Source organism: Burkholderia sp. MSMB0856, assembly GCF_001524645.2.
Classification (GTDB): domain Bacteria; phylum Pseudomonadota; class Gammaproteobacteria; order Burkholderiales; family Burkholderiaceae; genus Burkholderia; species Burkholderia diffusa.
The window spans coordinates 926,461-952,317 of record NZ_CP013428.1 but is presented as its reverse complement, the minus strand read 5'-3'; the positions used below and the strand labels follow the sequence as shown (position 1 = coordinate 952,317).

Genomic DNA, 25,857 nt, shown 5'->3' with positions numbered 1-25,857 from the left:
ATCACGACCGGCCGACCGACACGCTCGCGTACGATCGCGCGGCCGCTTCGGGTATGGCCGGATCGGCGATGCGCGCGACCGGTCGGGCCGCGTCGCGGCCCAGCGCCTGCATGCATAGATCGATCACGATGTCCGTGCCGACCGCGCCGTACACCGCATGGTCGACCTGCGGCTCGAGGTGCAGACGCACGTGACGCGAGCGCCGGAACGCACACTCGATTGCACCGAAGTGACGCCGGACATCGTCGATGCCGGGATCGAGCGCGCCGTACACAAGCGTCGTCCATACGTCGCGCCGCGCAAGCTCGTGCATCACGCCGCGTGGCGTGCCGATGCCCGGCTTCCAGCCGACTCGCGCGGCGAGTTCCTTCACCGGCACGCTGACCCGCGCGATCGCATTCGCGGCCACGGCCCGCACGATGGGCCGCAGGTCGCGCCGTTCGCGCACGAGACGCTTCCACTTCTGCCAGTCGCGCACCGACAGCCAGTAGCCGCGCACCGAGTTGTTCCGCTGCTTCTGCACCACCTCGAGCGAGAGCCCGGCCGGCCACACGAAGCGAGCGAGATTGATCGCGATCACGCCGCCGAGCGACGGCGTCTTCACGGCCGCATGCAACGCGGCATAGGCGCCGGAACAAATGCCGGCCGCGGCGACCTCCGGGTGACCGAGCGCGCGCAGCCAGTCCGCGGCAGCGGCCACGTCGTCGCTCGACTGCGCCGAATACACGACGCCCGACTGATCGTCCAGCGCAGCGGGCCCGCTATCGCCGACGCCCTGCACGTCGATCCGCAACGTCGTCACGCCGGCGCGTGCCAGCGTGCGCGCGAGGCGCACGCTGAAGCGCCCTTCGCCGCTGCGCGGATTCGTCGACGTGTTCGCGATCACGACCGCCGGCCCCGCCGGATTCGTCGGCCGCGTGTCGGCGGGACGGCACAGCACGCCGACCAGCCGGTCCGGACCGACCGCGACGACCTGCTCGGTCATGTCGTGCAAGTCGAGCGCGACGGCCGATTCGCCATTCCACGTCGGATCCGCTCGCGACGGTGTCTCGACGCCAGTCGCCATACCCGGCGCGCGTGCGACGATCCAGTTCGCGAGTGTGTCGATCGCCGCGAGCGGCAGGCGCGAGCGCGTGCCGTCCAGCATCGTCGTCGGCCATTCGCGGAACGGATCGCTCGCCACGTCCACGCCGCGCTCGAGCAACGCTTCACGCAATGCGGGCCCGTCGCCCTGATCGGGCTGGATCAGCAACATCGCGCCGGGTAACGTCGGCGCATCGCGCACGACGTCGCACAGATCGACCGCCTTCAGCGCGTCGACGAAATCGGCGGGAAAGCGGTGCCCCAGCACGTTCATGCACGGTTCGTCGCGATGCGCGACGCGGATGGCGGGCGACGTGGTATCGAGCCACTGGCGATGCACGAACGACAGCTCGCGCAGGTAGGCGCGGCCGCGCACCACGGGCGCCAGCGCCACCAGTGCGTCGACACGCGGCGCCGGGCGCGGGCCGAAACCCGCGGCGGCCAGCATCGCGAACAGCGCGCCCGCGCGGATCCCGACAAGCGTCAGCGCGGTGACGCCGGCCTGATCGCGCAGCAGGTCGATCGCGTCGTGAATGCTGGCGATGCTCGCGGCATGTCGACCGGCATCGCGATCGTCGCCCGCCGAGTCGCCGGTGCACGGATAGCTGAATCGCAATACCGTGACGCCCTCGCGGGCCAACCGCTCAGCGATCGCCCGCATGAGCTTGTGCGTCCATGAAGCTTCGTGACCCAGCGATTCGCACAGGATCACGCCTTGTGTCGTCTGTCCTTCGTGCAGCCACCCCACGCAGCTGCCGAACGTTATCGGCTTCAATCGGTACTCCTCGGATCGGTATTTGTTATCGGATGCGAACACGCGTTCCGGCGGCTCCACCGGAATCGGCCACTCCACGATCATGTGACTGCGCGACAACGCACGGCCTTCAGGCAACGGACCTTCGCCGCGCCCCTGCGCGACTCGTTCGACCTCCGCCATGCGTTGTCCCGGTCCCGCTGCGGCAGGTTGCCGGCCTGAGTCGTCGTCAAGCCTTTCCGCCGCGAACCCAAACAGTCGTTCGATTAGAGCACTCGGCCCGAGCGTTCTTCGGTGCGCCAGCTTACAAATGCATTCATCACTGCAGCGATACAACGAGGCGCGCGCTGTCGCGATTCGCGCCGCACATGCGCACCGAATCCCCGAAAGGTAGGCTCGCGAACACTGCCGTCCCGCTCGGCCCGTATCATGACCGCCATACGATGTGGCCGTGTCCGGCATCGCCGGATGAAACCGGCGCCAGCCGGAACGGGCCGCGAACCCACGCAGCCGGGTCAGCGCCGACCGGCCGCGCGAGCGCACGGCGGCACGCGCGCCGCTGCCCAGCGACACCCACGGCGCCGACCAAGCGAATGTCAAACATCAAGAAGAATTTCCTGCTGCTGCTGACGCTGCAGATTTCGATGTATGCGGTGCCGCTGCTGATCGCACCGTTGCTCACGCATGCGCTGGGCCCGGAAGGCTACGGGCAGCTCGCGTTTTCGCTCGCGGTCATCGCGTATCTCACCAACTGCACGAGCTACAGCTTCGACCTGACCGCCACGCCGCGCATCGCGCTCGCCCGCGACGACCGCGCCGAACGCTCCCGCATCTTCTGGGCGACGCTGTATGCGCAGATCGGCATCGCGGTGATCTGTTTCGTCGTGCTGATCGGGCTGATCGTCCTCGTCGGCCGCTTCGGCGAGGACCGCGACCTGCTGCTGATCGGCTTCGGAATGGTGGCCGGCGTGGCGTTCACGCCAGGCTGGTATTTCCAGGGCATGGAGAAGTTGCGCGCGCTGAGCGTGATCCTGTTCGTCGGCCGCATCCTGAGCCTGCCCGCGATGTTCGCGCTCGTGCACAGCCCGGCGGACATCGATCGCGCGATGATCGTCAACGCCGCCGTCCCGACGCTGTCCGCGCTCGTGCTGGCCGTCTATCTGTATGCTCAGCGCGAAATCGACTTCGTTCGCGTCGGTTTCGCCGACATCGCCGAATCGCTGAAAGGCGGCTGGCAGGTGTTCCTCGCATCGACGTCGATCGCGTTCTATGCGTCGACCAACACCGTGCTGCTCGGCTTCGTGTCGGGCAACGTCGCGGCCGGCTATTTCGCCGCCGGCGACAAGCTGATCCGCGCGGCGCTCAGCATGCTCCAGCCGCTGAAGGCCGCCACCTATCCACGTATCAGTTATCTGATGCGGCATGCGCGAAACGACGCGTTTTCTTTCCTGCGCAAGCTGTTCGTCGTGCAGGTCGCGATGGTGCTCGGCATCTCGCTCGCGATCTTCTTCGGCGCGCCGCTCGCCGTGCGCATCCTGTACGGGCCTTCGTACGAACCCACGGTCCAGGTTCTGCGGTGGATGGCCTTCATTCCCTTCATGGCCGGGATGACTGACCTCTTCGGTGTGCAGACGATGCTGCCGCTCGGGATGAAGTCCGAATTCACGCGCGTGCTCATGTCATCGGGCATTCTGAACATCGTGCTCGTGCCGGTGCTCGCGAAGTACTTCGCCGAACTGGGCGCCGCCGCCGCCGTGCTGACGGCCGAGGCTGCCGTCGCCGCGGCGCTTGCAACCGTCGTCTATCGCGCTGGGATACCGCTGCCCGGCAGTCCCGTCGCGCGACGCGGCTAGCGAGTCCGGACGGGCCGCCTCGATTTCGCCGAAGCGGCCGGATCCCCGCGGTGCCGCGTTCGATGCGCACGCAACGAGCGGCGTCGCACGGGCACACGCCTCTCCGCCTCCCCCCTTCGAAACGCTCGCGCGCAGGTACTTCTTACCCTGCTGCATACGCACAATCAGGAACGCTTACTGCCTTTTCCCCACACCGCGCGACCATCTCGAAAAAAGATCATACGTATCGGTAGAAATACCGATGCTGTAGTCAAACTACATTCGTACGATTGGTCGCTGCAGAGAATCGCTACATCCGATTCGGCAGCGTCGGACGGTCCGCGTCGCCGTCCGCGTTATTCGATCGGGCCCAACCGGCCGTAACGATTCCCCGCCAGGCCTGGCATGCCGACGCGCAATCACCCTGCATCGCCAGCCGAATGCGTCCGGTGCGAATCCACCGGGCGTGCGCAGCTCCAGACATCATTCGAACAACCGGCAATACGATCATGGAGAGCAACATGCGGGACACACTCTGGCCGGCCGCCGTGCTGGCAGCGACCCTCTGCACCACCGCTTACGCGGGCAACGCCGATTTCAATGCACCGGGCGACGCCGCCGACGCGTTCGCATCTTCCGCCGTGCAACGACGCGCCGACCTCCTCGTGCGCAAGATGACGCTCGACGAGAAACTCCAGTTTATCCATTCGCAATACGAAATGTCGAAGGTGCCGGGCGGCGGGGCCGGCTACATCCAGGGTGTGCCGCGGCTCGGCATTCCGGATCTCAACATGGTCGACTCGGCGACCGGTTCCGGCAGCACGTCGCAGGCCAGTACGACGTTTCCCGCGACGATCGCCGTCGCCGCGAGCTGGGATCGCCGCCTGTCGTACGACTTCGGCAAGCAGGTCGCGATCCAGTTGCGCGCGCAAGGGTTCGGCATGGGCCTCGCCGGCGGCACCAATCTCGCTCGCGAACCGCGCGGCGGCCGCCTGTTCGAGTATCTCGGCGAGGATCCGTTGCTCGCCGGCGACCTGCTCGCGGAGCGCACACTCGCCACGCAGCGGCAGAAGGTCATCGCGACCATCAAGCACTATGCCGGCAACGAACAGGAGCATGGCCGGATGGGCGGCAACACGCAGATCGACGAGCGCACGCTGCGCGAGCTCTACCTGCTGCCGTTCGAGATCGCCGCGAAACGCGGGCAGCCTGGCAGCGTGATGTGCAGCTACAACCGCCTGAACGGCACGTATGCGTGCGAGAACAATCACCTGCTCAACGACGTGCTGAAGAACGAATGGGGCTTCCAGGGTCAGGTGCAATCCGACTGGGGCGCGACGCACAGCACGGCTGCCGCGATCAACGCCGGGCTCGACGAGGAAGAGGACGTCGGGCCGTCGGTCTACCTGACGCCGGTCGCCGTCAAGCAGGCGATCGCGAACGGCTCGGTGTCGACCGCGCGCCTCGACGACATGGTGCGCCGCAAGCTGGCCGTGATGATTCGCGTCGGCGTGATGGACGATCCGGCCAAGGGCGGCGGCACGATCGATTTCGCGGCGGCGAATCGGTTCGCACAGGGGGTCGCCGAGCAGTCGATCGTACTGCTGAAGAACGATGGAAACCAGTTGCCGCTGGCGGCCGCGGCATTGTCGCGTATCGCCGTGATCGGCGGCCACGCCGACGCCGCCGTGCTGTCGGGCGGCGGCTCGGGCAACACGCGCGATCCGGTCACGGGTTCGTTCGCGGGCTGCGGCGGGCTGACGTTCGGGTCGTCGACGGGCTGCAGCTGGTGGCGCAATCCGTGGCTCAAGGTCGACGTGCCGATCGTCGCGGCGATCCGCGCGCTCGCGCCGGCGGCACAGGTCACGTTCGCGGGCAACAGCGATCAGCAGTCGCCGTTCCGCGCGTACACGCAGCAGGAAATCGACCAGGCCGCGGCACTCGCGGGCCGCTCGGATGTCGCGATCGTCGTGGTCGCGCAGCCGGCCGGCGAGGATTTCGGTGACCTGCAAAGCCTGAGCCTCGCGAATCCGTCGAACCAGGATGCACTCGTCGAAGCGGTCGCGCGTGCGAATCCGCATACGATCGTCGTCGTCCAGAGCGGCAATCCGGTGCTGATGCCGTGGAAGGACAACGTGTCGGCGATCGTCGAGGCGTGGTATCCCGGCGAAGGCGGCGGCAAGGCCATCGCAAACGTGCTGTTCGGCGCGGTCAATCCGTCCGGCAAGCTGCCCGTCACGTTCCCGGCGCGCGACCAGGATTCGCCGGCTTGGGGGCAAAACGGCGCGTTCGAGAACGATCCGGTCTATGCGGAGAAGCTGAACATGGGCTACCGCTGGTACGACGCGCGCAACATCAAGCCGATGTTCGAATTCGGCTACGGGCTGTCGTACACGCACTTCGCGTATTCGGGCCTGTCGGTGTCGCGACAACGGGACGGTTCGCTGAGCGTCGCGTTTACCGTGCGCAATGACGGCCGCGTCGCCGGTGCTGAAACGCCGCAGGTCTATCTCGGCGTGCCGTACAAGGACGAACCGCCGAAGCGGCTGGTCGGCTGGGAAAAGATCCGGCTGAACCCGGGTGAGGCACGGCATGTCCGCGTGACCGTCTCACCGCGGATGCAGAGCGTGTGGGACACGTCGCGCAACGGATGGAAGGTCGTGCCGGGCGGGACGGTGTATGTGGGCGCGTCGTCGCGCGATATCCGGCTGCAGGGGAGCTGATCGGACAGCCAGGCGGCCAGCGCGCCCCCGCCCGCTCGGCTGACAGGTGATACGGGAAGCCCGGACGTCGTGAGACGTCCGGGCTTCCCGTATCGCACATGCGGCTCAGGTGAATCAGCCGAGGCCGCCGGAACGGCAGAATTCGGCGAGCACGTCGAGGCCGCGCGCCGGTTCCCGCACAAACGGATTCGACTCGTCCCATGCGTAGCCGGCCAGGATCGAGCAGACCATGCGCTTCACGTCAGATGCCTTGTCTTCATGAAACACGATGTCTTGCAGCGTCCCTGAATACCAACGCTCGACGAAGGCGCGGAAGGTGTCGATGCCCTTGCGCAACGCGACGTCGTAATCGCGCGTCCAGTCGACGGTCTCACCGCGCAACTGCCGTTCGAGCACGGCAACCGCCAGATGGGCGGACCGCAGCGCGATCGTCACGCCCGACGAGAAGATCGGATCGAGAAATTCGCCCGCGTTACCGAGCAATGCATAGCCGCGGCCGTGCAGAGAATCGACATTCGACGCATAGCCCGAAATGCGACGCACCGGCATCACGAAGGGCTTGCTGCCGACCAGCCGCGACAGTGTCGGCTCGCTCTGCAGCAATTCGCGCAACAGCGATTCCTGCTGCGCTTCCGGCACGTCCAGAAATCCGGCATCGGCCACACACCCGACCGACGAACGTCCGTTCGTCAGCGGAATCATCCAGAACCACACATCGCGTCGCGCCGGATGGACAGCAATGCAGATCTTGTCTCGATCGGTCGATCCGGCAGGCAAGCCATCTTCGACGTGCGAAAAGAGGGCCGCGCGTGTCGGCAGGCCGGTGGGCGCCTCGAGCCCCAGCAAGCGCGGCAACACACGACCGAACCCGCTCGCATCGAGTACGAACGACGCTTGAACGGAATATTCTTGGCCTGCCTCGTCGACGACGTCGAGCCGCGGCGTATCGCCGGGCTCGAAAGCGCGTACGGTATGGCCAAATCGCACGTCCGCGCCCTGTTCGGCCGCACACCGAATCAGCAGATCGTCGAACGTTGCGCGTTCGACCTGATACGCCGTTCCCCAGCCCTCGGAAAACTTCTCGCGGAAATCGAATGACGACATCCTGTCGCGATAAACGAAATACGCGCCGTTCTTGAACTGGAAGCCGGCCTCTACCACTGCCTGCAACATGCCCGCTTCTTCGAGATACCGCATGCTCTGGGGCAACAGGCTTTCCCCGATCGAAAAGCGCGGAAAATGCTGACGTTCGAGCACCAGCACCGAGTGGCCGGCCTTGCGCAGCAGCGCGGCTGCGACTGCACCGGACGGCCCTGCCCCGATGATCGCGACGTCGATCGAATTCGATTTCATTTCACTCATGCTTGCCAATTCACTTCGATTGATTGGGTATCTTACGTTTCTCACGCCACGATTTGACGTTGCAAATTACAATAGGCGCTCAACAAATCCAAGATTCCGACGAGAGGCCCATGACGTCCTACCGCACGCACGCTCCCGCCTATGTTCCCGAAACCCGATTCGGCATCTGGTTTCTTCGCACGCATACCTGGGAACATCACGTGCTCAGGGTGGCCATCGACGATCTGAAGCGGCTTGTCGCGGCGCCGCTGCCGACGGCGCCCGTCATCCTCGATGCGGGCTGCGGTCAGGGTAAATCGTTCCGCCTGCTGAGTGAAGCGTTCTCGCCCGGCAAGATCATCGGTATCGATTGCCACGATGACTCGCTCGAGCATGCGTCGGAAGAGGCGCATCGCTGCGCAACGCCCGTCGAACTGCATCACGCCGACTGCACGCAGATTCCGCTTGCCGATTCGAGTGTCGACATCGTGTTCTGCCATCAGACCTTTCACCATCTCGTCGACCAGGAACATGCACTGGCCGACTTTCGCCGCGTGCTGAAACCCGGCGGGCTGCTGCTGTTCGCCGAATCGACCGATGCGTACATCAAGTCATGGGTGATCCGTCTGCTGTTCCGTCACCCGATGCAGGTTCAGAAAAGCGCCGACGGCTACCTTGCGATGCTCCGCCACGCCGGGTTTGCGTTCGAACCGTGCAACGTGTCGTTTCCCTACCTGTGGTGGAGCCGCGCGAAAGACTTCGGTCTGCTCGAGCGCATCGGCCTGTATGCACCGAAGCCCGGCAAGCGTCGCGAGACGCTCGTCAACGTCGCTGCACGCAAACCTGCCTGAGCGAACAAGGCCGCCGTCTGGCGGCCCCTTCCCGACGCGTGGCGATTACGGCTTCAACGTCACGACCTCGCCGGTCAGTGCTGCCCCGGCCACGATCGCACCGGCACCGCACGTGAACTCGGTCGCGCTGGATCGCAACACGTTGCGGTAATTGCTCTTGATGCCGATGACGGCATTGCCGCCCTCCTTTCGCGCGCGCGCCTGAAGTTCGATCACGGCCGACAGGAATACATGCTGGCACGCGGCCTCGTCGCTCTTGCCGACCGAATTGGTCTTCTTGTTGGTCGCGAACGAACCGTACGACTTGATGACGCGCGGATGCGCCTGATCGCCGAAATAGAGCGCGATGCCATTGTCGAGCTTGCCTTCCTCGCTCTTCAATGCGCTTTCGATCGGATAATCGTTGATCGTGTCCCGTGCGTGTGCAACCGAGACCGCGAACATCGCGCCAAACAGCGCCAGTGCAATGCGATATTTCACGTGCGCTCCCGTTATTGCGCGTTCAGCTGCACGACGTCGCCCGACACGGCGATCGCACCGGCACTGCCGCTCACGCCGCACGTATATTCGCTCGTCGAATTTGAGCGCTTGTCATGGAAACGTGTCGTCACGTTGATGACCGCATTCCCGCCATGATTCTTCGCATAGACGCGCAGACGGTTCAGCGCTTCGGCCAACGCCTGGTCGCACGTCGGCTGTTCAGCTTGCGTCCCGCGCGACACACGGACCGATTCCGAACGCGGACCGATGCTGGTCTTGACGTCCGGGTGCGGCTGCGCACCGAAATAGATCGCGACGCCGCTCGTGTCCGATGCCGTCGCCGCTGCCGGCAGAGGCAGCGAACGGACCACGGTGCCGCACCCCGTCAGCAACGATGCCGCGACCAACATGCCGGCCAGATGTCGTTTGTGCTTCATTGTTATCGTCCTCTCAGCTCAGTAAGTTCACATCAATCGCCCTTCCAGGCGTCCAACAACACACTTGCACAGCTCCCGCCGAATCCGAACGAAACCGACAGCGCCCGCTCGATCGTCCATTCGCGTGCGTCGCGAACGAGCGGCATGCCGGCGATTGCCGGATCGGGCTCGTGGCCGACGGCCGTGCCCGCGACAAAACCGTCGCGCATCATCAGGATCGTATAGATCGCTTCATGCGCCCCGCTCGCGCCGAGCGGATGCCCCGTCATGCCTTTCGTCGACGAGAACGCCGGAACGTCGCCCCGAAATACGTCGATGAGCGCCTTCAGTTCCTCGATGTCTCCGAGCGGCGTCGATGGCGCGTGCGTATTGACGTAGTCCACACGCCGTCCGCCGCTGTCCAGCGCGCCGCGCATCGCCCGCGCGATCCCCGCCGCGTGAGGCGTCGCCATGCCGGCGCTGTCCGTGCATTGGCCGAACCCGGCGACCTCCGCGTAAATTCGCGCACCACGCGCACGCGCGTGCTCGAGCGATTCGAGCACGAGAATGCCTGCGCCGGATGCGATCACGAAGCCGTCGCGACCAAGCGCATACGGACGCGACGCGCGATCCGGCGTACTGTTGAAACTGCCGGACAACACACCCATCGCGTCGAACATCAACGTCATGTTGTCGTGCAGCGCCTCGCTCCCGCCTGCAAGCACGATGTCCTGGCAACCGGACCGGATCAATTGCGTCGCTTGCCCAATCGCGAGCGCCGCGCTCGTGCACGCGGACGACGGCGAGTACGACACGCCCTCGATGCCGAACAACTGCGCAACGCATGCCGATGCCGTGCTGCCCATCGCCTTCGGAACGACATAAGGTGGCGTCTTGTCGATACCGCGATGCTGCGCAATCGTCATCGCATCGTCGTAATCGGCCATCGATCCGATGCCCGACCCCACGATCGCGCCCGCGCGCGGCGAACGAAGCATCCCGGCATCGATGCCCGCATCGTCGAGCGCCGACGCGGCCGCATGCGCCGCAAAGCGCGCCGTGTCGCCCATGAACCGTTCGTGCTTGCGCGAAAACCGCGCCGCCGATGCGACCGACGCCACCCCTGCGACCTGGCTGCGAAAACCGCGTTCACGCCATGCGCTCACGTGACTCACGCCCGAGCGACCGGCTCGCAGCGCGGCCGATACTTCGTCCAGCGAATTACCGAGGCACGACACGATGCCGAGCCCGGTGACGACGACGCGCGCCGTCATCGGCCGACCCGCCGGAAAATCAACGACGTGTTGATTCCGCCGAATGCGAAGTTGTTGCTCATCGCGAATTCCACATCGATCCGTCGCGCGTCGCCGACGATGTAGTCGAGCGGTGCACAGGCTGGATCGACTGTCTCGAGATTGAGCGTCGGTGCGTACCAGTTGCGCTTCATCATCTCGATCGTCCACCACGCCTCGAGCGCGCCGCATGCGCCCAATGTATGACCCACATAGCTTTTCAGCGAGCTGATCGGCATACGCTCCCCGAACACGGACGCCGTCGCGTGACTCTCCGCCACATCGCCTCGATCGGTCGACGTACCGTGCGCGTTGACGTAGCCGATCGCATCGGCATCGAGCCCCGCGTCACCCAGCGCGAGATGCATGGCGACCGCCATCGTCTCGGCCGTCGGCTGGGTGATATGTGCACCGTCGGAATTGCAGCCGAAGCCGACGATCTCCGCATGGATCGTCGCGCCGCGTGCGATCGCGTGCTCGTACTCCTCGAGCACCAGCGTCGCCGCACCTTCGCCGACAACCAGGCCGTCACGATCGGCGTCGAACGGGCGCGGCGTCAGGTTCGCGTTATCGTTGCGCGTGCTGGTCGCGTACAACGTGTCGAACACCGCCACCGCCGGGCCCGACAATTCTTCTGCGCCGCCCGCCAGCATCAGCGTCTGCTTGCCCGTCGCGATCGCCTCGTAGGCATAGCCGATCGCCTGGCTGCCGGACGCGCAGGCGGACGACGTCGGCACGATCCGGCCTTTCAGGTCCCAGAACAGACTGACGTTGACCGCCGTCGTGTGCGGCATCATCTGCACGTAACTGTTCGATGTGACGTCCCGCATCGAACCCGTCTCGATCATCGTGCCGAACGCCCGGATCGGTTCGACCGATCCCGACGACGACCCATACGCGACGCCCATCCGGCCGTCCCGGATCGACGGATCGTCGGTCAGCCCCGCATCCGCCAGTGCGAGTTCGCTCGCTCGCACCGCGTACATCGAAACCGGCCCCATCGAACGCGTCTTCTTGCGCGGATACGTGCCCGGCAACTCGAAGGCCGGCAACGGACACGCGAGCCGCGTATGCAGCGCTTCGTAGCAATCCCATTCCGGCATGCGCCGTACCGCATTGCGTCCGTCGCGCAAGCGCGCCTCGATTTCCGGCCAGCTTTGGCCGAAGGCGGTCACGCCACCCATCCCCGTCACGACCACTCGCTTCATCACACCATCCCGCCGTTGACGCCGATCACTTGCCGGGTGACGTAGGTCGCCGCATCCGACATCAGGAAGCCGACTACCGCCGCGACTTCGTCGGGTTGACCGACGCGGCCCATCGGGACCGTCTTCAATGCGTGCTCGAGCGGCACGTCGTCGAGCATGCCGGTGTCAACCAGCCCCGGAGCAACGCAATTGACCGTGATCTTGCGCGATGCCAGTTCGACCGCCAGCGCCTTGGTCGCGCCGATCAGGCCCGCCTTCGCGGCGCTGTAGTTGACCTGGCCGCGATTGCCCATCACGCCCGACACGGACGCAATCGTCACGATGCGTCCGCCGCTACGCAGGCGCACCATCGGCATGGTCAGCGGATGAACGATGTTGTAGAACCCGTCCAGCCCAGTTTCGATCACGACGTCCCAGTCCTCTTCGGACAACGCCGGAAATGCACCGTCCCGCGTCACGCCTGCGTTGCAGACGATCCCGTAGTACGCGCCGTTCGCTTCGACGTCGGCCTCCAGCTCACGCCGGCACGCCGCACGATCGCGCACGTCGAACTGCAACACGCTGGCCGTGCCGCCCTGCGCGCGAATCGTCGCGGCGACCGCTTCCGCTGCCTCGCGCCCGGTGCGGCAATGAACCGTCACGGCGAAGCCGTCGGACGCCACGCGCAGTGCCACGGCGCGGCCGATGCCGCGGCTCGCCCCTGTCACGAGAACTCGCCGAGTCATGAATTGAAGCTCCCTTCGATAAAAGATTGGAAATCGTTCGGTTGGTACACCTTGACGACGGCTTCCGCGCAACACTGACCTTCGGCATGAATCGCGCATTCGTATGCGCCATGCCCCTCGTCGCCGCGCAGCAGTTCCCGCGCGACGATGCGCAGCACCGTGTCCGCGCCGAACGTCGTGCGATGCGCGACATAGCGGTTGGCCCCGAGCAGCACGCCCGGCTTCGCGCGGCCGCCCGCATGTGCCGCGAGCAGGCCGACGTGCGCGGCGATCGCCTGCGCCATCAGCTCGATGCCGATCCACGCCGGCATCGCCCCGCTGCCGTCGGCATACCACGCATCGCGGCGCACGGTCGCGCTCACTTCGATGCCGGTTTCCGAGCAGCGCTCGATCGCATCGAGCAGCAGCATCGTGCCGCGATGCGGCAATACGTCCGGCACGTTCCCGACCGGGATATCTGCACCGCCGTGCAACGCGTCGATCAAAGGTTCGGCATGCATGTCAGGCTCCCAGAATCAGGCTGGCATTGCTGCCGCCGAAAGCGAACGAATTGCTCATTACATAGCGCCCTGTTGCATCGCCCGCGAGGCGGCGCTCGCCGTGGACAAGATCGAGTTTCGGCAGCGCCGGATCGTGCTCGCCGTCCCAGACGTGCGTCGGCAGCGGGATCCCGCGGGCCAGCGTCAGCCAGCCGAATCCGAGTTCGGTCGCGCCAGCCGCGCCAAGCATGTGCCCCGTCAGCGGCTTGGTCCCGCTCGCCGGCACGCCGTGCGGAAACACCCGCGCCGTCACGTTCGCTTCCATTTCGTCGTTCAGGCGCGTCGCCGTCGCGTGCAGGTTCACATAGCCGATCGCGGACGAAGTCACGCCGGCGTCCGCGAGCGCGGCGCGCAGCGCGTCCTCCGCGCCATATCCCGCCGGGTCCGGCGCCGAGATGTGATGCGCATCGCTCGACTCGCCAACGCCGGCCAGCCGGACCGCGGCTTCATCGCGGCACATCACGAACAGCGCGGCACCTTCACCGATATTGATGCCGTTCCGGTTCCGGCTCATCGGATTGGTCCGTCCCGGGCTGACCGATTCGAGCGAGGCGAAGCCCTGCAACGTCAGCTCGCACAGCGAATCCGCTCCGCCGACGACCACCGCGTCGCACAGCCTCAACTGCAACAGGCGGCGCGCGGCCGCAAATGCCTTCGCGCTCGACGTGCAGGCTGTCGACAGCGTGTAGGCCGGCCCGGCCACACCCAGCGCCGCACGCACGAACGGCGCCGCCGTGCCGATTTCCATCTGCCGATAATCGAATCCGGCCGGCATCGCGCCCGTTGCGGCACGCTGTGCGAGTGCCTGCTCTGCCGCCTGGATCCCGGACGTACTCGTGCCGATCACGACGCCAACCCGGCGCGGGCCGTAACGCGCGATCGCCGCGTCGACGCAGGATCCGATCTGCGCCAGCGCCGCAAGCAGCAGGCGATTGTTCCTGCAATCGAAATGCGCGAGGGATTCGGGCGGCGCGACATCGAGTGCCGACCGCACGCGCCCGATCCAGCCGCCGGCGGGAACATCGGTGCGCGGCGCCATGCCCGGTGCGATGCCGGCGCACAATGCGTCGACGATTTCGTCCGTGGTTGCGCCAAGCGCGTTGATCATGCCGGGTGCCGACAGATAAACCGGCGCCTGTTTCGAATTCATGCGCGACACTCCTTCGTGGACGGCGTGGCAAGCGGCGCGAACAGCACCGAAAACACGATGCCCATCGCGAGGGTCGTGCCAAAGCTGCGCAGCGCGGGCATCGCGCTCGCTCCGAGCATCCCGAACGACAGCAACGTCGTGGCCGCCGACAGCAGCACGCCGGTCCACACTGCGCCGATGCCGGCACTGTCTCGCATGCAGCCTTCGCGGAGGAACACCGCGTAGTTGGCGCCCACGCCGAGTACCAGCATCAGCGCGAGCCAATTGAACAGCGTAAGCGGCATCCGTGCATAGCCGAACGCCGCAAGCGTCAACGCAATGGCGAACACGACCGGCAACGTCGTTGCGATGCCGCCGCGCACGCCGTAGCGCCACATCAGCAGTCCGGTGACCACGACGAGCGCGCCAGCCAGCCACAAGCCGCTGTCGACCCGATAGGCACCGAACAGGCTCGACACACTCGATGCCTTGTCTACCCACGATACGCCCGGCAGCGTGCGCGCGACGGCGGCGAAAGTTTCGGCATTCGCCGCATCGACCCGCTCGGGAATCGCTAGCGCCGCATCGACGGGACCGGCGCCGCCCTCGATTCGTCCGAGCCACAAATAGCGGAACGGCGCCGACCAGCGTGCCGCCAGCCAGGTGTCGATGGAGAGCGTCTCCGGGGCATTGCGGGAATACGCGTTGATCCACGCGTCGACCGCCTCGTCGCGGAAGCCCGCGCGCGCCAGCGTCCCGCGCAGTGCGGCGGTATCGGCAAACACGTGCGTGTCCAGCACCGCACGGTCATGCGCCTGCTGCTTGGCCGACGGCACGAACGTCGTGATCGACTGGACACGGCCGACCCGCTGCTGATCGAGCGACCCGATCAGTGCCTCGGAACGCTCGAGCACCTCCTCCGGCGTCGCGCCCTGAACGACAAAGAACTGTGCCGTGTTCGCCAGCCCGACCGCCGCGCGGATATTGTTCTCCTGCCGCGCGAGGTCCGCATCGCGCTGGATCAGCAGATGAATGTCGTCGTCGCTCTTCAAGAGGGACCAACCCGGGATCGCAACCAGCGCAACCAGCATGGCAGCGATCAGGGCGCGCCGACCGGCCAGCAGCGATTGCCATCCGCGCAGCAGGCGGGCCGCGCACGCGAAAACACCGGACGGCACGCGCCGTGGCTCCTTCGTCAGCATGAGCGGCAAAAAGCCGGTGACGGCCGCGAACGCGCTGAGGATTCCGACGATTGCAAAGCACGCGATCTGCTTGAGCGCGGGGAACGGCACCCACATCAGGATCGCGTAACCCAGCAGACTGGTCGCCAGCGCCACCATGAGTGCCGGCCTGACCGCCGCCGCACCGCGACGCGCGTCCCATTGCCACCCCGCGGAGAGGTACGCGACGAAATACTGGATCGAATAATCGACGGCTTCGCCGATCAGACTCACACCGAACACCAGCGTCAACAGGTGCAGCTTGCCGAATACGAGCAGCGTTGCCGCCAGCGCGCACACGATGCCGAATGCCGTCGACGCGAACGCGAGCACCAGCAGGCGCGGCGAACGGAATACGCTCATGAGCAGCAGCGCGATGCCGCCCAGCGATACCGCGCCGATCACGTGTACGTCACGCTCGGCGCTGGCACGCGCTGCTTCCGCATGAAAGACCGCGCCAGCGCGGTCGATGCGAACGCCCCGAAACTCGGCCGCGAGCGCATGTTCCGCATCGTCCGTCGCGACGCGCACGGCGTGCTGGATCTTCGATTCGTAAGCCGAGCCCGGCAACGACGTCATCACGAGGACGCCAGTTGCGCCATCGCGATGCGACACCAGCATGCCATCCTCGAGAGACAGATTGGACGCCGCGAGCGGCAGCTCGCCGAGCCAGTGCTGTAACCAGCCGAACGGGTCGTCCGCCACGGCGGTCTGCAAGCCGTCCACGGGCGGTGCATAGAGACGCCGGACCAATCGTTCGTCGAGCGTGGCCCCGCCTTGCTCGAGCGACCGGCGATCCTCATCCGTCAGCAGACCGAAACGGGCTGGCATGTAGGTAGACGAGATATCCGACAGATTGAATGGCGGCACCTCGACCGTCACCGAACGAAATGCTCCGCTGGCACCGAGCCGTGCACCGAACTGCTTCGCGGCGGCCTTGGCGCGGGCGGCGTCCGGGTTGGTCACCAGGTAGACGGTGCGGTTGCCGAGCGCATCTCCGAGCATGTCGACCGCTCGCTCGGCAACCGGGTTTGCCTCGGTAGCCGGCAGCAACGCGAGCAGGTTCGTCTGCAGCGGCGCGGCCCCGCTCGAGAAGCGCCATAGAATGTACGCAGCCGCCACGAGCGCAACGAGCAGCCATGCAGCACACAGTCCGCGCCGCCGTGCGCGTTCGCCCGATGCGTCGACGACATCACGCGCCGCATCCATCACCGGGCCTCCAGCCACGTGCGCTCGACCGGCGCGGGTGCGTCGACCGGCGTCGGCCGAGTGAACTCCAGCGATGTCACATTGCCGTTCGCAAAAGTCAAGTCGAGCCGGCCGAGATAGGTGCCTCCGCTCATTTCGAGCACACGAATCGCCTGGGCGAGCTGCGGCTGATTCGGCCGCAGCACCATCCGCCACCGTTCCGGCGTTCCGCTCGCATCGACGTCGAATTGCGCGTACAGCGCCGACAGGTCACCCCCGAGCATGTCGCGCATCATGCGCGACACTTGCGCGACGCCGCGGCCGCCGCCGGGCGCGACGAGGTGCCCGTCCGCGCCGACCTCGCGCACGCCGCTATCGGTGATCACGTAAGTAGCCTTGTAAGGCGTCTCGATTCGCCAGACGACGCCCGACCTGCGATCGAACAACATCGATCCAGTGCTGACGAGCGGCTGCTTCATCGCCGACAGCGTCTGAGTTTGCCGAAAATCCGTGCGAATCGCGCCAACGCGCGCGAGCCGCGCCGCAACGTCGGACACGAGCGCGGCATTCGACGGCCGCGACACCGCAACCGGCGCCGGGGCGGCCAGCACAGTGCCGCCGGAGAGCGTCATGCATACGGTCAGCGTCACCGCCGCAAACCGTCGGTAGTGCGAATTCAGGCCCATTGTGCGTGCACCTTTTCGATCAGGGTCGGCGGCGACACGAACTGCAGTTCGCGCGTCGCCGCATCGACCGCCAGTTGCACCGTATACCCCTTCGTCAAGCGCTCGCCGGACGCCGCGTCGACGATTTCGTACCCGATCTTCAGCCGGTTCTCGAATTCGAGCAGCGTCGCGCGCACGTCGAGCTGCTGACTGTAATGGGCCGGACGAACGTACTTCAGATGCGCCTCCACCACCGGCCACATATAGCCCGACGCCAGCATCGCGGGATAGTCGTAGTCGATCATGCGCAGCAACGCAGCACGGCTGCTCTCGAAGTACTTCAGGTAATGACCGTGCCAGCAGACGTTCATGGCATCGACGTCGTGAAACAGGACCTCGACACGGGCTGTCGCGGTCAGCGGCGGACGCGACGCGTTCATGCCGCCTCCCCGTGCCGGATTCCGGCGTACGCGCCGCCGATCGCCTCGCACGCGGCAAGGCGCGCGGTCAGCGCGCGCAACTCGGCTTCGAGCGGCCGGTCCTCGACCACCAGCGGCGATTGACGATCCACATCGTCGACGAACGCGCGAAGCGCGGGCGAAAGTTGCGTCTGCTGAGTATCGCGAAGTCGCAGCCGGGTAGCCTGCACGGTCGCGAGCACATGCGCCGCGGCAACCTGTTCGGTCAAGGTCAGAACGCGCAGGCAATCGCGCGCAGCAATCGTCCCCATGCTGACCTTGTCCTGATTGTGCGACTCCGTCGAGCGGGAGAACACGCTCGCCGGCATCGTGAGCTTCAGCGCCTCCGCCGTCCACGCGGAAGACGAGATCTGCACGGCCTTGAATCCATGGTTGATCGCCGCGCGTTCCGGCCCGGCGCCCGTCAGGTTGCGCGGGAGTCCGTTGCTGAACTTGTCGTCGACCAGCAGCGCAAGCTGGCGATCCATCAGGTCCGCGAGGTTGGCCACCGCGGTCTTCAGCGCATCCATTGCGAAAGCGATATGACCGCCGTAGAAATTGCCGCCATGCAGTACGCACCCTTCGTCCGGGTCGATCAGCGGATTGTCGTTCGCACTGTTCAGCTCGTTCTCGATATCGCGGCGCATCCACGACAGTGCGTCGCGCGCCACGCCGATCACGTGCGGTGCGCAACGTACCGAATAGCGATCCTGCAACCGGCGTCCGGGCAACTCGTCGCGCCCGACCAGGTCGGCGCGAATCCACGCTGCCGCCTCCGCCTGCCCCGCGTGGGGTTTCGCGTCGAACAGCCGCGCATCGAAGTGCCCGGCCCGGCCGTCGAGCGCGACGGTGGTCAATGCCGTCAGGCGAGCCGCCACACGTGTCAGGTAGTCGGCGCGCGCAAACGCGAGACAGGCCAGCCCGGTCATGACCGCCGTGCCGTTCATCAACGCCAGTCCTTCCTTCGGCGCGAGCGTCAGCGGCATGCGATCGATCGTATGCCATACCTCCCGCGCGTCCCGCTCGGCGCCGTCGAACACGACGGTGCGCTCGCCGACCAGCGCCGCGGCTACGTAGGACAGCGGTGTCAAGTCGCCGCTCGCGCCGACCGAGCCTTCCGATGGAATACGTGGCAGGATGCGGTGATTCACCATGTCGGCCAGCCGTTCCAGCAACGTGAACCGCACGCCCGAGTAGCCGAAGGCGAGCGAGTTGAGCCGGGCGACGATGATGGACAACGTTTGCGTCGCATCGAACCGGTCACCCATGCCGCACCCGTGATAGCGGGTCAGTTGCAGCGGCAGCGCTTCGACGAGCGACGGCGGCACCTCTACCACGCAGGCGTCGCCATATCCGGTGGTCACGCCATACAGCGTGCCGCCATTCGCGAGATAGGCGCGCAGCCAGGTCGCACCGCGCTCGATCCGCGCGCGCCATTCGGGTCCCGCGTTCAGTGCGACGGGCGCACCGTCGCGGGCGATCGCGACGACGTCCTCGATCGTCAGATGCCGGCCTCCGACCACGACGGCCGGCCGATTCGGATCCGCGGCGGTGCATGCCGCGACGTCGTTCATGTCATGCTCCGCCACGCGGACCTCCATCGGGCCGCGCCCAGAAATCGAAGAAGTTGAACCATTGGTAGGGAGCCTTGCGGCAATAATGTTCGAGCCGCGCGGCGTAGCGCTGCGCCCATGCCGCGACGTGTTCGGCGCGCTCACGGCGCGGTAGCTCGATCCGGTCGGCGAACGGCTCGAAATAGAGGCGGTAGCCGTGCGCCTCCTTCAGGCAGAAGAACAGGTAGACAGGACAACCAAGGGCGTGGGCGAGGATATACGGGCCCTGCGCGAACGGGGCGGTCGCATCGAGAAAACGGGCGTCGACCGTTTTACCGGAATCACGCGGCGGCACGCGGTCGCCGACGATCACGAGCAACTCTCCCGCGTCGATGCGCGACTGCATCATCATCGCCGTATCCGGTCCGAAGTTCGACACCTCGACGAGCTGTTTGCCAAATTCCCGGTTCGCGCCGGCAAGCACGCCGGTAAAACGCTTCGCATGCTCGGTGTAGACGATCGCCGTCACCTTCGTGTGTGCGTCGCGCAGCGCAAGCGCCCGTGTCATTTCCAGGTTGCCCAGATGCGCGCCGATCACGAGTGCGCCGCGCCCGCTCGCCGCGAGCGCATCGAACGCGGACGAATCGTCGAAACGCACGTCGAGCTCGTCGAGACGGCCGGACCATGCGACGAACTTGTCGAATCCTGCCTGTGCAAAGGCAAGCATGTGCCGGTAAGCACTGCGCCATCCCGGCTTCGGCACGGCCGCCGCCTCCGCATCGCGCAGGCGCGCGATATACGCATGCGACGCGGTGCGCGCCGTACGATTCGTCAGCACGAAATAGCCGACGATGGGATGCAGCCAGAACGACGTGAAGCCCTTGCCGAACCAGCGGCAGCTGAGCGCCAGCAACGCCATGCCGATCCGGCTGCCGCGCTCCGGCATGCGCCACCATGCGCGCGTGCGGCTCGTCGGCGCCGCGCCGCGCCGCCCGACCAGACGGCGTGTCAGGAGCATCGGCGCGCGGGCGAGCATCCCCGCGACGAGCCGTGCGTGGCTCAGGCTGATGCGCACGTTGTCGCGCCAGACATCGAAATGGGACACACCGTCGACCGGGTAGATGACTCGCGTCGGAACCGTCCTGAACGCGAGGCCGCGCCAGTGGAGACGGACCAGGATTTCGCTGTCGAAAGCCATCCGCGTCGGCATCGATACCGCGTCGATCAGTTCGCAGACGACGTCGACCGGATAAAGACGAAACCCGCACATCGCATCGGGAATGTCCAGCGACAACGTTTCGATCCACACCCATGCATGGGTGAGGTAGCGGCCGTACAGGCGCGCCTTCGGAACGCTGTCGTCGAAACGCGGCCGGCCGAGAATCACGGCGTCCGGCTCGGCCTGCGCCGCCGCCACGAACTTCGGCACATCGGCCGCGTCGTGCTGGCCATCGGCATCGATCTGAATCGCGTGCCGATAGCCCCGGGCGCGCGCGGCGCGCAATCCTTCCATGACCGCCGCACCCTTTCCGCCGTTGACCGGCAACCGCAGCAGCGTCACGAGGCCCGCGTAGCGCGTCGCCAGCGTGGCCAGCACCTGTTGCGTCGGCTCGTCGCTGCCGTCGTCGATCACCAGGATCGGCAGGCCGTGCACGGCGAGGCGCGCCAGCGTGCCGCCGATCGCGGCGCGATGGTTGTAGATCGGAATGACGATGCAGGTGTCGCTCATCGGGCCGCCGTGCCATAGACCAGAACGCCCGATGTGCATTCGCGGTCGCCGCAACGGAACGCGAAGCGCGTGGATCCGCGTACACGGTCATGCGCGATGCGCAGCGACAGCACAGCGCCCGGCGGCACCGGTGCCTTGAACTTCAGGTGTTCGACGGAATGGATTTCGCGCACGGTCGGCATCTCGCGGCCAGCCAGGCGCGCAGCCCAGTCGATTTGCACGACTCCGGGCAGGATCGGCAGCCCCGGAAAATGACCATCGAAATGCGCGAGCGTGGGCGGCACGCGCAACTCGTAATGCAACGCGTCGTCGCTGCGCCATGACGCGAGCAGTTCAAAGCCCTCCGGCGTAGCTGTGAATGCGGCCGCCAGCGCGGCGGCGGGCAACTTGCCGCGTGCATCGAACGGCATCGCGTGCAGGAACCGCCAGTAGCGCGGTAATGCGGCCGCGTCGAAATATGCACCGAGCGCGTGCCGCAAGGTCGTGGCAACGGCAACCCGTCCATCCGCCGCCAGCGCATCGCGCCCCGCCGCGGTCAATACCGCCACGACGCCGACGTGCGCGCGCGTCGTACCGTCGACCACCACGGCCGCCGCTTGCTCGACGTATGCATGCGCAAGTATCTGCGCCTCGAGCTCCGGCAGCGACACGCGCTTGCCGTCCAGCTTGACGACGCGATCGCGTCGTCCGGCGAGCGCAAAGCGACCGTTCGTGTCGAATCGTGCGGTGTCGTCGGTGCGGTGCCAGCGATCGTGGCCGAGATGGGCAGAGCGAACGCACAGCACGCCATCGTCATCGCAGCGCACGTCGACGCCGGTCAGCGGCTGCCACGCGTGTGCGACGTCCTGGCGACGCCATGCAATGCCACCGGTTTCGGTGCTGCCAAATATCTCGAACGGCGCAGCGCCGAATGCGTTCGAATAGGCCGTAGCCGCATCGGCCGGCAACGGGCCGCCCGACGAGAAGAACGCGCACGGCATGGGCGCCCGCATCGGAAAACCGGGCAACGCCGGCCAGCGCATCAGTTGCGACGGCGTGGAGACCACGACACCGCCACCGTATTCGGCCAGCCGCTGCTGCAGTTGCAGCGGTTCAAGCACCGTCATCCGGTCAAACGCACGGCCGGCCGCCAGCGGCCAAAGGATCCTGAAGAGCAGTCCGTAGATGTGGTGATGCGGTACGCTCGACAGTGTCACTGCCGCGCCTGTCCGGTCGCCCCATTCGCGCTGCAACGTGTGCACTTCGGCATCGAGCTGCGCGAGCGACTTTCGCACCGGCTTCGCGGTGCCGCTGCTGCCCGACGTGTAAAGCGTCACCGCTGCGACAGCATCGATCGGACGAGTGAAGCGTGCAGATCCGGCATCCGTGTCGTGCCCGCACGCGGCCAGTGCCGGCGCATCCAGCACGAGGTCGTATGCATGCGCCAGTGCATCAAGATAGCCGGGTGCGCTGCTGGCTGGAATCACGACTTCCCCGTGCGCCGCCGCAACCGCAAACAATGCACACGCGAACTCGTACGGATCATCCGTGCAGATCGCGACGCGTCGCGCGCCGCTCGCTTCCACCACCCTCGCAATCGCGCCGGCGCGAGTGCGCAGATCACCCAGCGTCAGCACCTCGGCGCCATCGCGACAAACCGCCACTCCGCTATCCGCTTCGGCACACAGGATCTCGTGCAGCGCAATCATGCGACACCCGTTCGCTTTCGCGCGACGGCGATGAAGCGCCTGCGCCACAGCCACTCGCCTGCTATCAACGCACCGATCAGCACATACGCGATCAGCCCGTTGTAAAGCGCCCATCCCGCGCGGCTCCAGTACAGCGCCGTATAAACTGAAAAGCTGCCGTTTACGATAAAGAACGCGCACCACACCTGTGTGACGCGCCGCGTGTACCGGACGATTTCCACACTCGGCTCGGGATAAGTCAGTCGTGCGAATTTTTCGATCATGGTCGGACCGTGCCGCAGCGTCGCGCCGAACGCGACCAACAAGCCGACACTCACGCATGCCGGGTAGAGATGAAGAAGTCGTTCGCTATCGGTCACGGCAATCGCGGCCGACAACACGGTCAATGCACCGGCCACGCCCCAGTCGAGTAGCGTGAGGCGTTTGAGCGCCTTCGCCAGCGTGCCTTTGCCGACCGTGCGCTGCAACCACAGCAATGCGATCAACAGGCAACCGACGTAACGCGGCGACATGCTCTGCCACGCAAACAGGATGACGAGCGGATAGGCAAGGACCAGTGCAGCCCTGGTCGCGACACCTGCCCAGCGCGGCAGGACCGTGCCCGTAGTAGCCCGCATGCCCGTCACCACCATCGTCAAGCGCGCGTGAGCAATACGTGAACGGCGGCGATAACGTCACCGACGGTCCGTACCGATTTGAACTCTTCCGGTTTGATGCGCCTGCCTGTCATTTCCTGAAGCTTGATGGCCAGATCGACCGCGTCGATGCTGTCCAGATCAAGCTCTTCGAACAGGTGCGTATCGGGCGTCACCCGCTCCGGCTCGATCGCGAAATTCTCATGAAAGATGGCGCGGATGCGCTCCAGGATTTCTGCGTCGGTCACGAGTGACTCCCTTTTTCCAGCGCGGCTTCTTGCGATGCCTGGTGAGACTGCTGGTCGGCAATGAACGCCGCCAGCGTGTTGATCGAACGGAAATGCGCTTTCGTGCGTTCGTCGTTCGCCGCGATCGTCAGGTGAAATTTCTTGCGCAGCATGATGCCGACTTCGAGTGCATCGACGGAATCGAGTCCGATTCCGTCCGTCGAGAACAGTGGCGCATCGTCGTCGATGTCGTCGACCGCCATGTCGCTGAGATCGAGCATCTCGATCAGAAGCTGCTTAATTTGCAGTTTTAAAGTATCCATGCTGAAACAGGCTTTGAGTAATGTGCACTTCCACCTCGCGGGCGATGCTGCGAGCGGCAATCGACGGTGATGTCACGTTCGGCGCCAGCCGGTTCAGGTCCATCGGCTCGAGGACGTCGATGCGCATACGAAATGCTCGAGCCGGCACGTGATACCAGCGCAGCGCCTTGGTAAATACCGGTGGGTCGCAATCGATCAGCACCGGCTGGATCCGGGTGCGGGATTGCAGCGCCATATGTGCGAAACCGCGTGAGAACGAATGCAGGCGATTGCCGCCCGGACTGCGCGTCCCCTCCGGGAAGATGATCATCGTGTAGCCCGCTGCCAGTTGTCGCGCGCCGGCCTCGACGAGATGGACGGCATCGGCATTGCTCACGTACTCGGCCGCGCGGACGATACCCCAGAAACAGGGGTTGCCCCAATGACCACGCTTTACGACGCAGCACGCCTTCGGCGTCAGCGACAGCAGCACCATGACGTCGAGCCAGGTCGGGTGGTTCGCGACGACGATTGCAGGGCCGTCCTTTGCGAGGCGCTCCGCGCCGCTCAGCTCGAGCCTCATCACGCCGATGTGTTGCAGCATCGCGACCAGCGCGCGGAAGAAATAATGGATGACAAGCGTCACCCCGCGCTGGCGCGAGCGCCGATGCGGCCATAATCCGCCGACGACGATCGCCAACAACGAGAACGCCGATCCGCACAGCGCGAAAAACGCCAGGCTCGCACCGGTCGCGAACAGACGCCAGCCGTAGTCAAGCCGCGCGATCATGCAAGCTCCATCTCCAGGATGCCTGCTGACAGCGCCACGACGCCGTGGTGCGCGTGGACAGGCAACGCAGCACCGCCTCGCTTTGCGTACCGGCCGCATCGTCGGCATCGCCCGCGTCGTCCGCGTCGCCCGCCGCCATCTCACAGGTCAGATAGTCGTCCGATTCATCGGCGCCAATCAGAATGGCCAGCCCGACGCTCTCAGGATCGTCATCGACATCGCCATAAACGGGATCGGCTGGCTCGTGCGCATAGACGAGCAGCACCGGCGAGCCCGGCGACGTTGCGTACTGGGAAAAGGCTTCGAGCAGGGCGTAGCCCAGGGTTTCATGGCCGGCGGCGATCGCCGTGGCTGCCGTTCGGTCGCGACGGGCAATCCCGAAAATACCCGTAACGGCATTGAGAACCGAGAGACTGAAGGCCGTCGGCGAGACAGGTTCCGAGGCGCCGATATCGGCAAGAATGCCAGTGGTGCGCACCAGTTCACCGTGACGCGATGCGAACACCATGCGCAACGGATTTTCCGTTCCGGCGCAATCGTAGGCCGCCTGGAGCGCGAGCCGCGACAGCCGGCTCAAGCGGCGTCGCACCATCGGATCGAGGGCTTCGACGCCCGGCACCCCCGCGGTCGAAATCGACGTCCATCTGGCGATTGGCATGGTCCAATGCAAATCGGCCATTGTTGTTCTCGTTAGGATTGCTTCTCTTGGGTGTTTTTATATCGCGCCACCCAGCATCAGGCGGTTGCGCTCCGCTTTCGATGAAAGCCGCCCATCGCGTATTGACCACCGGACTCGCGCCATCGACTCCCCCTTCCGGTACTACCTGGAAAAATCGGAAATCGTAATGTTTGCGAAGCCGGCACCCGGATTGTCAATCGCTGCGATTGAATGAGCGGCATATCAGTGCGCCGGAACTGTAACAGGGCCGTTACAAAAGATCAACGCCACTGCGCGAGGCGCCTTCCAGATTTAACCATTTATCAATTTCTCGAGAAAATCGCGCATCGTCGGTTATCGAGCCGATCCAC

The 25,857-nt window shown here is 65.7% G+C and carries 23 protein-coding genes; 3 read left to right on the top strand and 20 right to left on the bottom strand.

Annotated features, from left to right (window positions below):
- Nucleotide 1: 1 nt before the first annotated feature.
- On the bottom strand, nt 2-1,858 hold the full coding sequence (locus tag WS87_RS21950) for a serine aminopeptidase domain-containing protein (protein WP_059819646.1): 1,857 nt from the start codon (nt 1,856-1,858) through the stop codon (nt 2-4).
- Between the two features lie 572 nt (nt 1,859-2,430).
- Between WS87_RS21950 and WS87_RS21945 the strand changes: the two genes are divergently transcribed.
- Together WS87_RS21945 and WS87_RS21940 are read left to right on the top strand one after the other, a co-directional pair.
- Nucleotides 2,431-3,690 (top strand): flippase, encoded by a 1,260-nt coding sequence (locus WS87_RS21945; protein ID WP_059700184.1) that lies wholly within the window; start codon nt 2,431-2,433, stop codon nt 3,688-3,690.
- A gap of 500 nt (nt 3,691-4,190) precedes the next feature.
- Nucleotides 4,191-6,392: a glycoside hydrolase family 3 C-terminal domain-containing protein gene (locus WS87_RS21940; RefSeq protein ID WP_059819645.1), complete on the top strand. Its 2,202-nt coding sequence runs from the start codon at nt 4,191-4,193 to the stop codon at nt 6,390-6,392.
- Between the two features lie 114 nt (nt 6,393-6,506).
- Here the strand turns inward: WS87_RS21940 and WS87_RS21935 are convergent, their stop codons facing one another.
- Nucleotides 6,507-7,754: an NAD(P)/FAD-dependent oxidoreductase gene (locus WS87_RS21935; RefSeq protein WP_059818953.1), complete on the bottom strand. Its 1,248-nt coding sequence runs from the start codon at nt 7,752-7,754 to the stop codon at nt 6,507-6,509.
- Nucleotides 7,755-7,864: 110 nt separating this feature from the next.
- On the opposite strand from WS87_RS21935, the gene WS87_RS21930 reads away from it, so the two are divergent.
- Complete coding sequence (locus tag WS87_RS21930) at nt 7,865-8,584, top strand: class I SAM-dependent methyltransferase (RefSeq protein WP_059818952.1); 720 nt, start codon at nt 7,865-7,867, stop codon at nt 8,582-8,584.
- Between the two features lie 45 nt (nt 8,585-8,629).
- Here the strand turns inward: WS87_RS21930 and WS87_RS21925 are convergent, their stop codons facing one another.
- From WS87_RS21925 to WS87_RS21840, 18 genes are read right to left on the bottom strand one after another with little or no spacing between them, the layout of a single operon-like run.
- A complete protein-coding gene (locus WS87_RS21925) occupies nt 8,630-9,064 on the bottom strand; it encodes an excinuclease ABC subunit A (RefSeq protein WP_415750077.1) in 435 nt (144 codons plus the stop codon).
- 11 nt (nt 9,065-9,075) lie between these two features.
- Nucleotides 9,076-9,501, bottom strand: coding sequence for a hypothetical protein (locus tag WS87_RS21920; RefSeq protein WP_059818951.1), 426 nt, complete (start codon nt 9,499-9,501; stop codon nt 9,076-9,078).
- A 32-nt stretch (nt 9,502-9,533) separates the two neighbouring features.
- A complete protein-coding gene (locus tag WS87_RS21915) occupies nt 9,534-10,754 on the bottom strand; it encodes a beta-ketoacyl-[acyl-carrier-protein] synthase family protein (RefSeq protein WP_059818950.1) in 1,221 nt (406 codons plus the stop codon).
- Complete coding sequence (locus WS87_RS21910) at nt 10,751-11,980, bottom strand: beta-ketoacyl-ACP synthase (RefSeq protein ID WP_059818949.1); 1,230 nt, start codon at nt 11,978-11,980, stop codon at nt 10,751-10,753. The genes WS87_RS21915 and WS87_RS21910 overlap by 4 nt, the downstream gene beginning before the upstream one ends.
- Nucleotides 11,980-12,705, bottom strand: a complete 726-nt coding sequence (locus tag WS87_RS21905; RefSeq protein WP_059525124.1) for a 3-ketoacyl-ACP reductase FabG2 — start codon at nt 12,703-12,705, stop codon at nt 11,980-11,982. Before WS87_RS21905 ends, WS87_RS21910 begins: the two co-directional genes overlap by 1 nt.
- Nucleotides 12,702-13,205, bottom strand: coding sequence for a hotdog family protein (locus tag WS87_RS21900; protein ID WP_059525123.1), 504 nt, complete (start codon nt 13,203-13,205; stop codon nt 12,702-12,704). The genes WS87_RS21905 and WS87_RS21900 overlap by 4 nt, the downstream gene beginning before the upstream one ends.
- A gap of 1 nt (nt 13,206) precedes the next feature.
- Nucleotides 13,207-14,394, bottom strand: coding sequence for a beta-ketoacyl-[acyl-carrier-protein] synthase family protein (locus WS87_RS21895; protein WP_059819642.1), 1,188 nt, complete (start codon nt 14,392-14,394; stop codon nt 13,207-13,209).
- Entirely contained in the window at nt 14,391-16,802 is a 2,412-nt protein-coding gene (locus tag WS87_RS21890; RefSeq protein ID WP_059818948.1) for an MMPL family transporter, read from the bottom strand. Before WS87_RS21890 ends, WS87_RS21895 begins: the two co-directional genes overlap by 4 nt.
- A complete protein-coding gene (locus WS87_RS21885; RefSeq protein ID WP_059818947.1) occupies nt 16,802-17,467 on the bottom strand; it encodes a LolA family protein in 666 nt (221 codons plus the stop codon). The genes WS87_RS21890 and WS87_RS21885 overlap by 1 nt, the downstream gene beginning before the upstream one ends.
- Nucleotides 17,458-17,886: an acyl-CoA thioesterase gene (locus tag WS87_RS21880; protein ID WP_059818946.1), complete on the bottom strand. Its 429-nt coding sequence runs from the start codon at nt 17,884-17,886 to the stop codon at nt 17,458-17,460. The genes WS87_RS21885 and WS87_RS21880 overlap by 10 nt, the downstream gene beginning before the upstream one ends.
- Nucleotides 17,883-19,493, bottom strand: coding sequence for an HAL/PAL/TAL family ammonia-lyase (locus tag WS87_RS21875; RefSeq protein WP_059819643.1), 1,611 nt, complete (start codon nt 19,491-19,493; stop codon nt 17,883-17,885). Before WS87_RS21875 ends, WS87_RS21880 begins: the two co-directional genes overlap by 4 nt.
- Nucleotides 19,480-21,186 carry a glycosyltransferase family 2 protein gene (locus WS87_RS21870; RefSeq protein WP_059818945.1) on the bottom strand — a complete coding sequence of 569 codons (1,707 nt, stop codon included), beginning with the start codon at nt 21,184-21,186 and terminating at the stop codon, nt 19,480-19,482. Before WS87_RS21870 ends, WS87_RS21875 begins: the two co-directional genes overlap by 14 nt.
- Nucleotides 21,183-22,874, bottom strand: coding sequence for an AMP-binding protein (locus WS87_RS21865; RefSeq protein WP_059818944.1), 1,692 nt, complete (start codon nt 22,872-22,874; stop codon nt 21,183-21,185). The genes WS87_RS21870 and WS87_RS21865 overlap by 4 nt, the downstream gene beginning before the upstream one ends.
- Complete coding sequence (locus tag WS87_RS21860) at nt 22,871-23,506, bottom strand: hypothetical protein (RefSeq protein WP_059818943.1); 636 nt, start codon at nt 23,504-23,506, stop codon at nt 22,871-22,873. Before WS87_RS21860 ends, WS87_RS21865 begins: the two co-directional genes overlap by 4 nt.
- Before the next feature lie 2 nt (nt 23,507-23,508).
- The gene (locus tag WS87_RS21855; RefSeq protein WP_059525109.1) at nt 23,509-23,757 is read right to left on the bottom strand and encodes an acyl carrier protein; all 249 of its coding nucleotides are present in this window, start codon (nt 23,755-23,757) and stop codon (nt 23,509-23,511) included.
- Nucleotides 23,754-24,059 (bottom strand): phosphopantetheine-binding protein, encoded by a 306-nt coding sequence (locus WS87_RS21850; protein ID WP_059819641.1) that lies wholly within the window; start codon nt 24,057-24,059, stop codon nt 23,754-23,756. The genes WS87_RS21855 and WS87_RS21850 overlap by 4 nt, the downstream gene beginning before the upstream one ends.
- Nucleotides 24,034-24,828: a lysophospholipid acyltransferase family protein gene (locus WS87_RS21845; RefSeq protein ID WP_059525107.1), complete on the bottom strand. Its 795-nt coding sequence runs from the start codon at nt 24,826-24,828 to the stop codon at nt 24,034-24,036. The genes WS87_RS21850 and WS87_RS21845 overlap by 26 nt, the downstream gene beginning before the upstream one ends.
- Complete coding sequence (locus WS87_RS21840) at nt 24,812-25,507, bottom strand: beta-ketoacyl synthase chain length factor (RefSeq protein WP_059818942.1); 696 nt, start codon at nt 25,505-25,507, stop codon at nt 24,812-24,814. Before WS87_RS21840 ends, WS87_RS21845 begins: the two co-directional genes overlap by 17 nt.
- Nucleotides 25,508-25,857 lie beyond the last annotated feature (350 nt).

Excerpts from the sequence above, each read along its gene's own strand:
- WS87_RS21930 (WP_059818952.1), top strand. The coding sequence starts at position 7,865 with ATGACGTCCTACCGCACGCACGCTCCCGCCTATGTTCCCGAAACCCGA.
- WS87_RS21885 (WP_059818947.1), bottom strand. The coding sequence starts at position 17,467 with ATGGGCCTGAATTCGCACTACCGACGGTTTGCGGCGGTGACGCTGACC.
- WS87_RS21840 (WP_059818942.1), bottom strand. The coding sequence starts at position 25,507 with ATGGCCGATTTGCATTGGACCATGCCAATCGCCAGATGGACGTCGATT.
- WS87_RS21880 (WP_059818946.1), bottom strand. The coding sequence starts at position 17,886 with ATGAACGCGTCGCGTCCGCCGCTGACCGCGACAGCCCGTGTCGAGGTC.
- WS87_RS21900 (WP_059525123.1), bottom strand. The coding sequence starts at position 13,205 with ATGCATGCCGAACCTTTGATCGACGCGTTGCACGGCGGTGCAGATATC.
- WS87_RS21940 (WP_059819645.1), top strand. The coding sequence starts at position 4,191 with ATGCGGGACACACTCTGGCCGGCCGCCGTGCTGGCAGCGACCCTCTGC.
- WS87_RS21860 (WP_059818943.1), bottom strand. The coding sequence starts at position 23,506 with ATGGTGGTGACGGGCATGCGGGCTACTACGGGCACGGTCCTGCCGCGC.
- WS87_RS21845 (WP_059525107.1), bottom strand. The coding sequence starts at position 24,828 with ATGATCGCGCGGCTTGACTACGGCTGGCGTCTGTTCGCGACCGGTGCG.
- WS87_RS21910 (WP_059818949.1), bottom strand. The coding sequence starts at position 11,980 with ATGAAGCGAGTGGTCGTGACGGGGATGGGTGGCGTGACCGCCTTCGGC.
- WS87_RS21920 (WP_059818951.1), bottom strand. The coding sequence starts at position 9,501 with ATGAAGCACAAACGACATCTGGCCGGCATGTTGGTCGCGGCATCGTTG.
- WS87_RS21905 (WP_059525124.1), bottom strand. The coding sequence starts at position 12,705 with ATGACTCGGCGAGTTCTCGTGACAGGGGCGAGCCGCGGCATCGGCCGC.
- WS87_RS21865 (WP_059818944.1), bottom strand. The coding sequence starts at position 22,874 with ATGATTGCGCTGCACGAGATCCTGTGTGCCGAAGCGGATAGCGGAGTG.
- WS87_RS21870 (WP_059818945.1), bottom strand. The coding sequence starts at position 21,186 with ATGAGCGACACCTGCATCGTCATTCCGATCTACAACCATCGCGCCGCG.
- WS87_RS21915 (WP_059818950.1), bottom strand. The coding sequence starts at position 10,754 with ATGACGGCGCGCGTCGTCGTCACCGGGCTCGGCATCGTGTCGTGCCTC.
- WS87_RS21895 (WP_059819642.1), bottom strand. The coding sequence starts at position 14,394 with ATGAATTCGAAACAGGCGCCGGTTTATCTGTCGGCACCCGGCATGATC.
- WS87_RS21850 (WP_059819641.1), bottom strand. The coding sequence starts at position 24,059 with ATGGATACTTTAAAACTGCAAATTAAGCAGCTTCTGATCGAGATGCTC.
- WS87_RS21945 (WP_059700184.1), top strand. The coding sequence starts at position 2,431 with ATGTCAAACATCAAGAAGAATTTCCTGCTGCTGCTGACGCTGCAGATT.
- WS87_RS21935 (WP_059818953.1), bottom strand. The coding sequence starts at position 7,754 with ATGAGTGAAATGAAATCGAATTCGATCGACGTCGCGATCATCGGGGCA.
- WS87_RS21890 (WP_059818948.1), bottom strand. The coding sequence starts at position 16,802 with ATGGATGCGGCGCGTGATGTCGTCGACGCATCGGGCGAACGCGCACGG.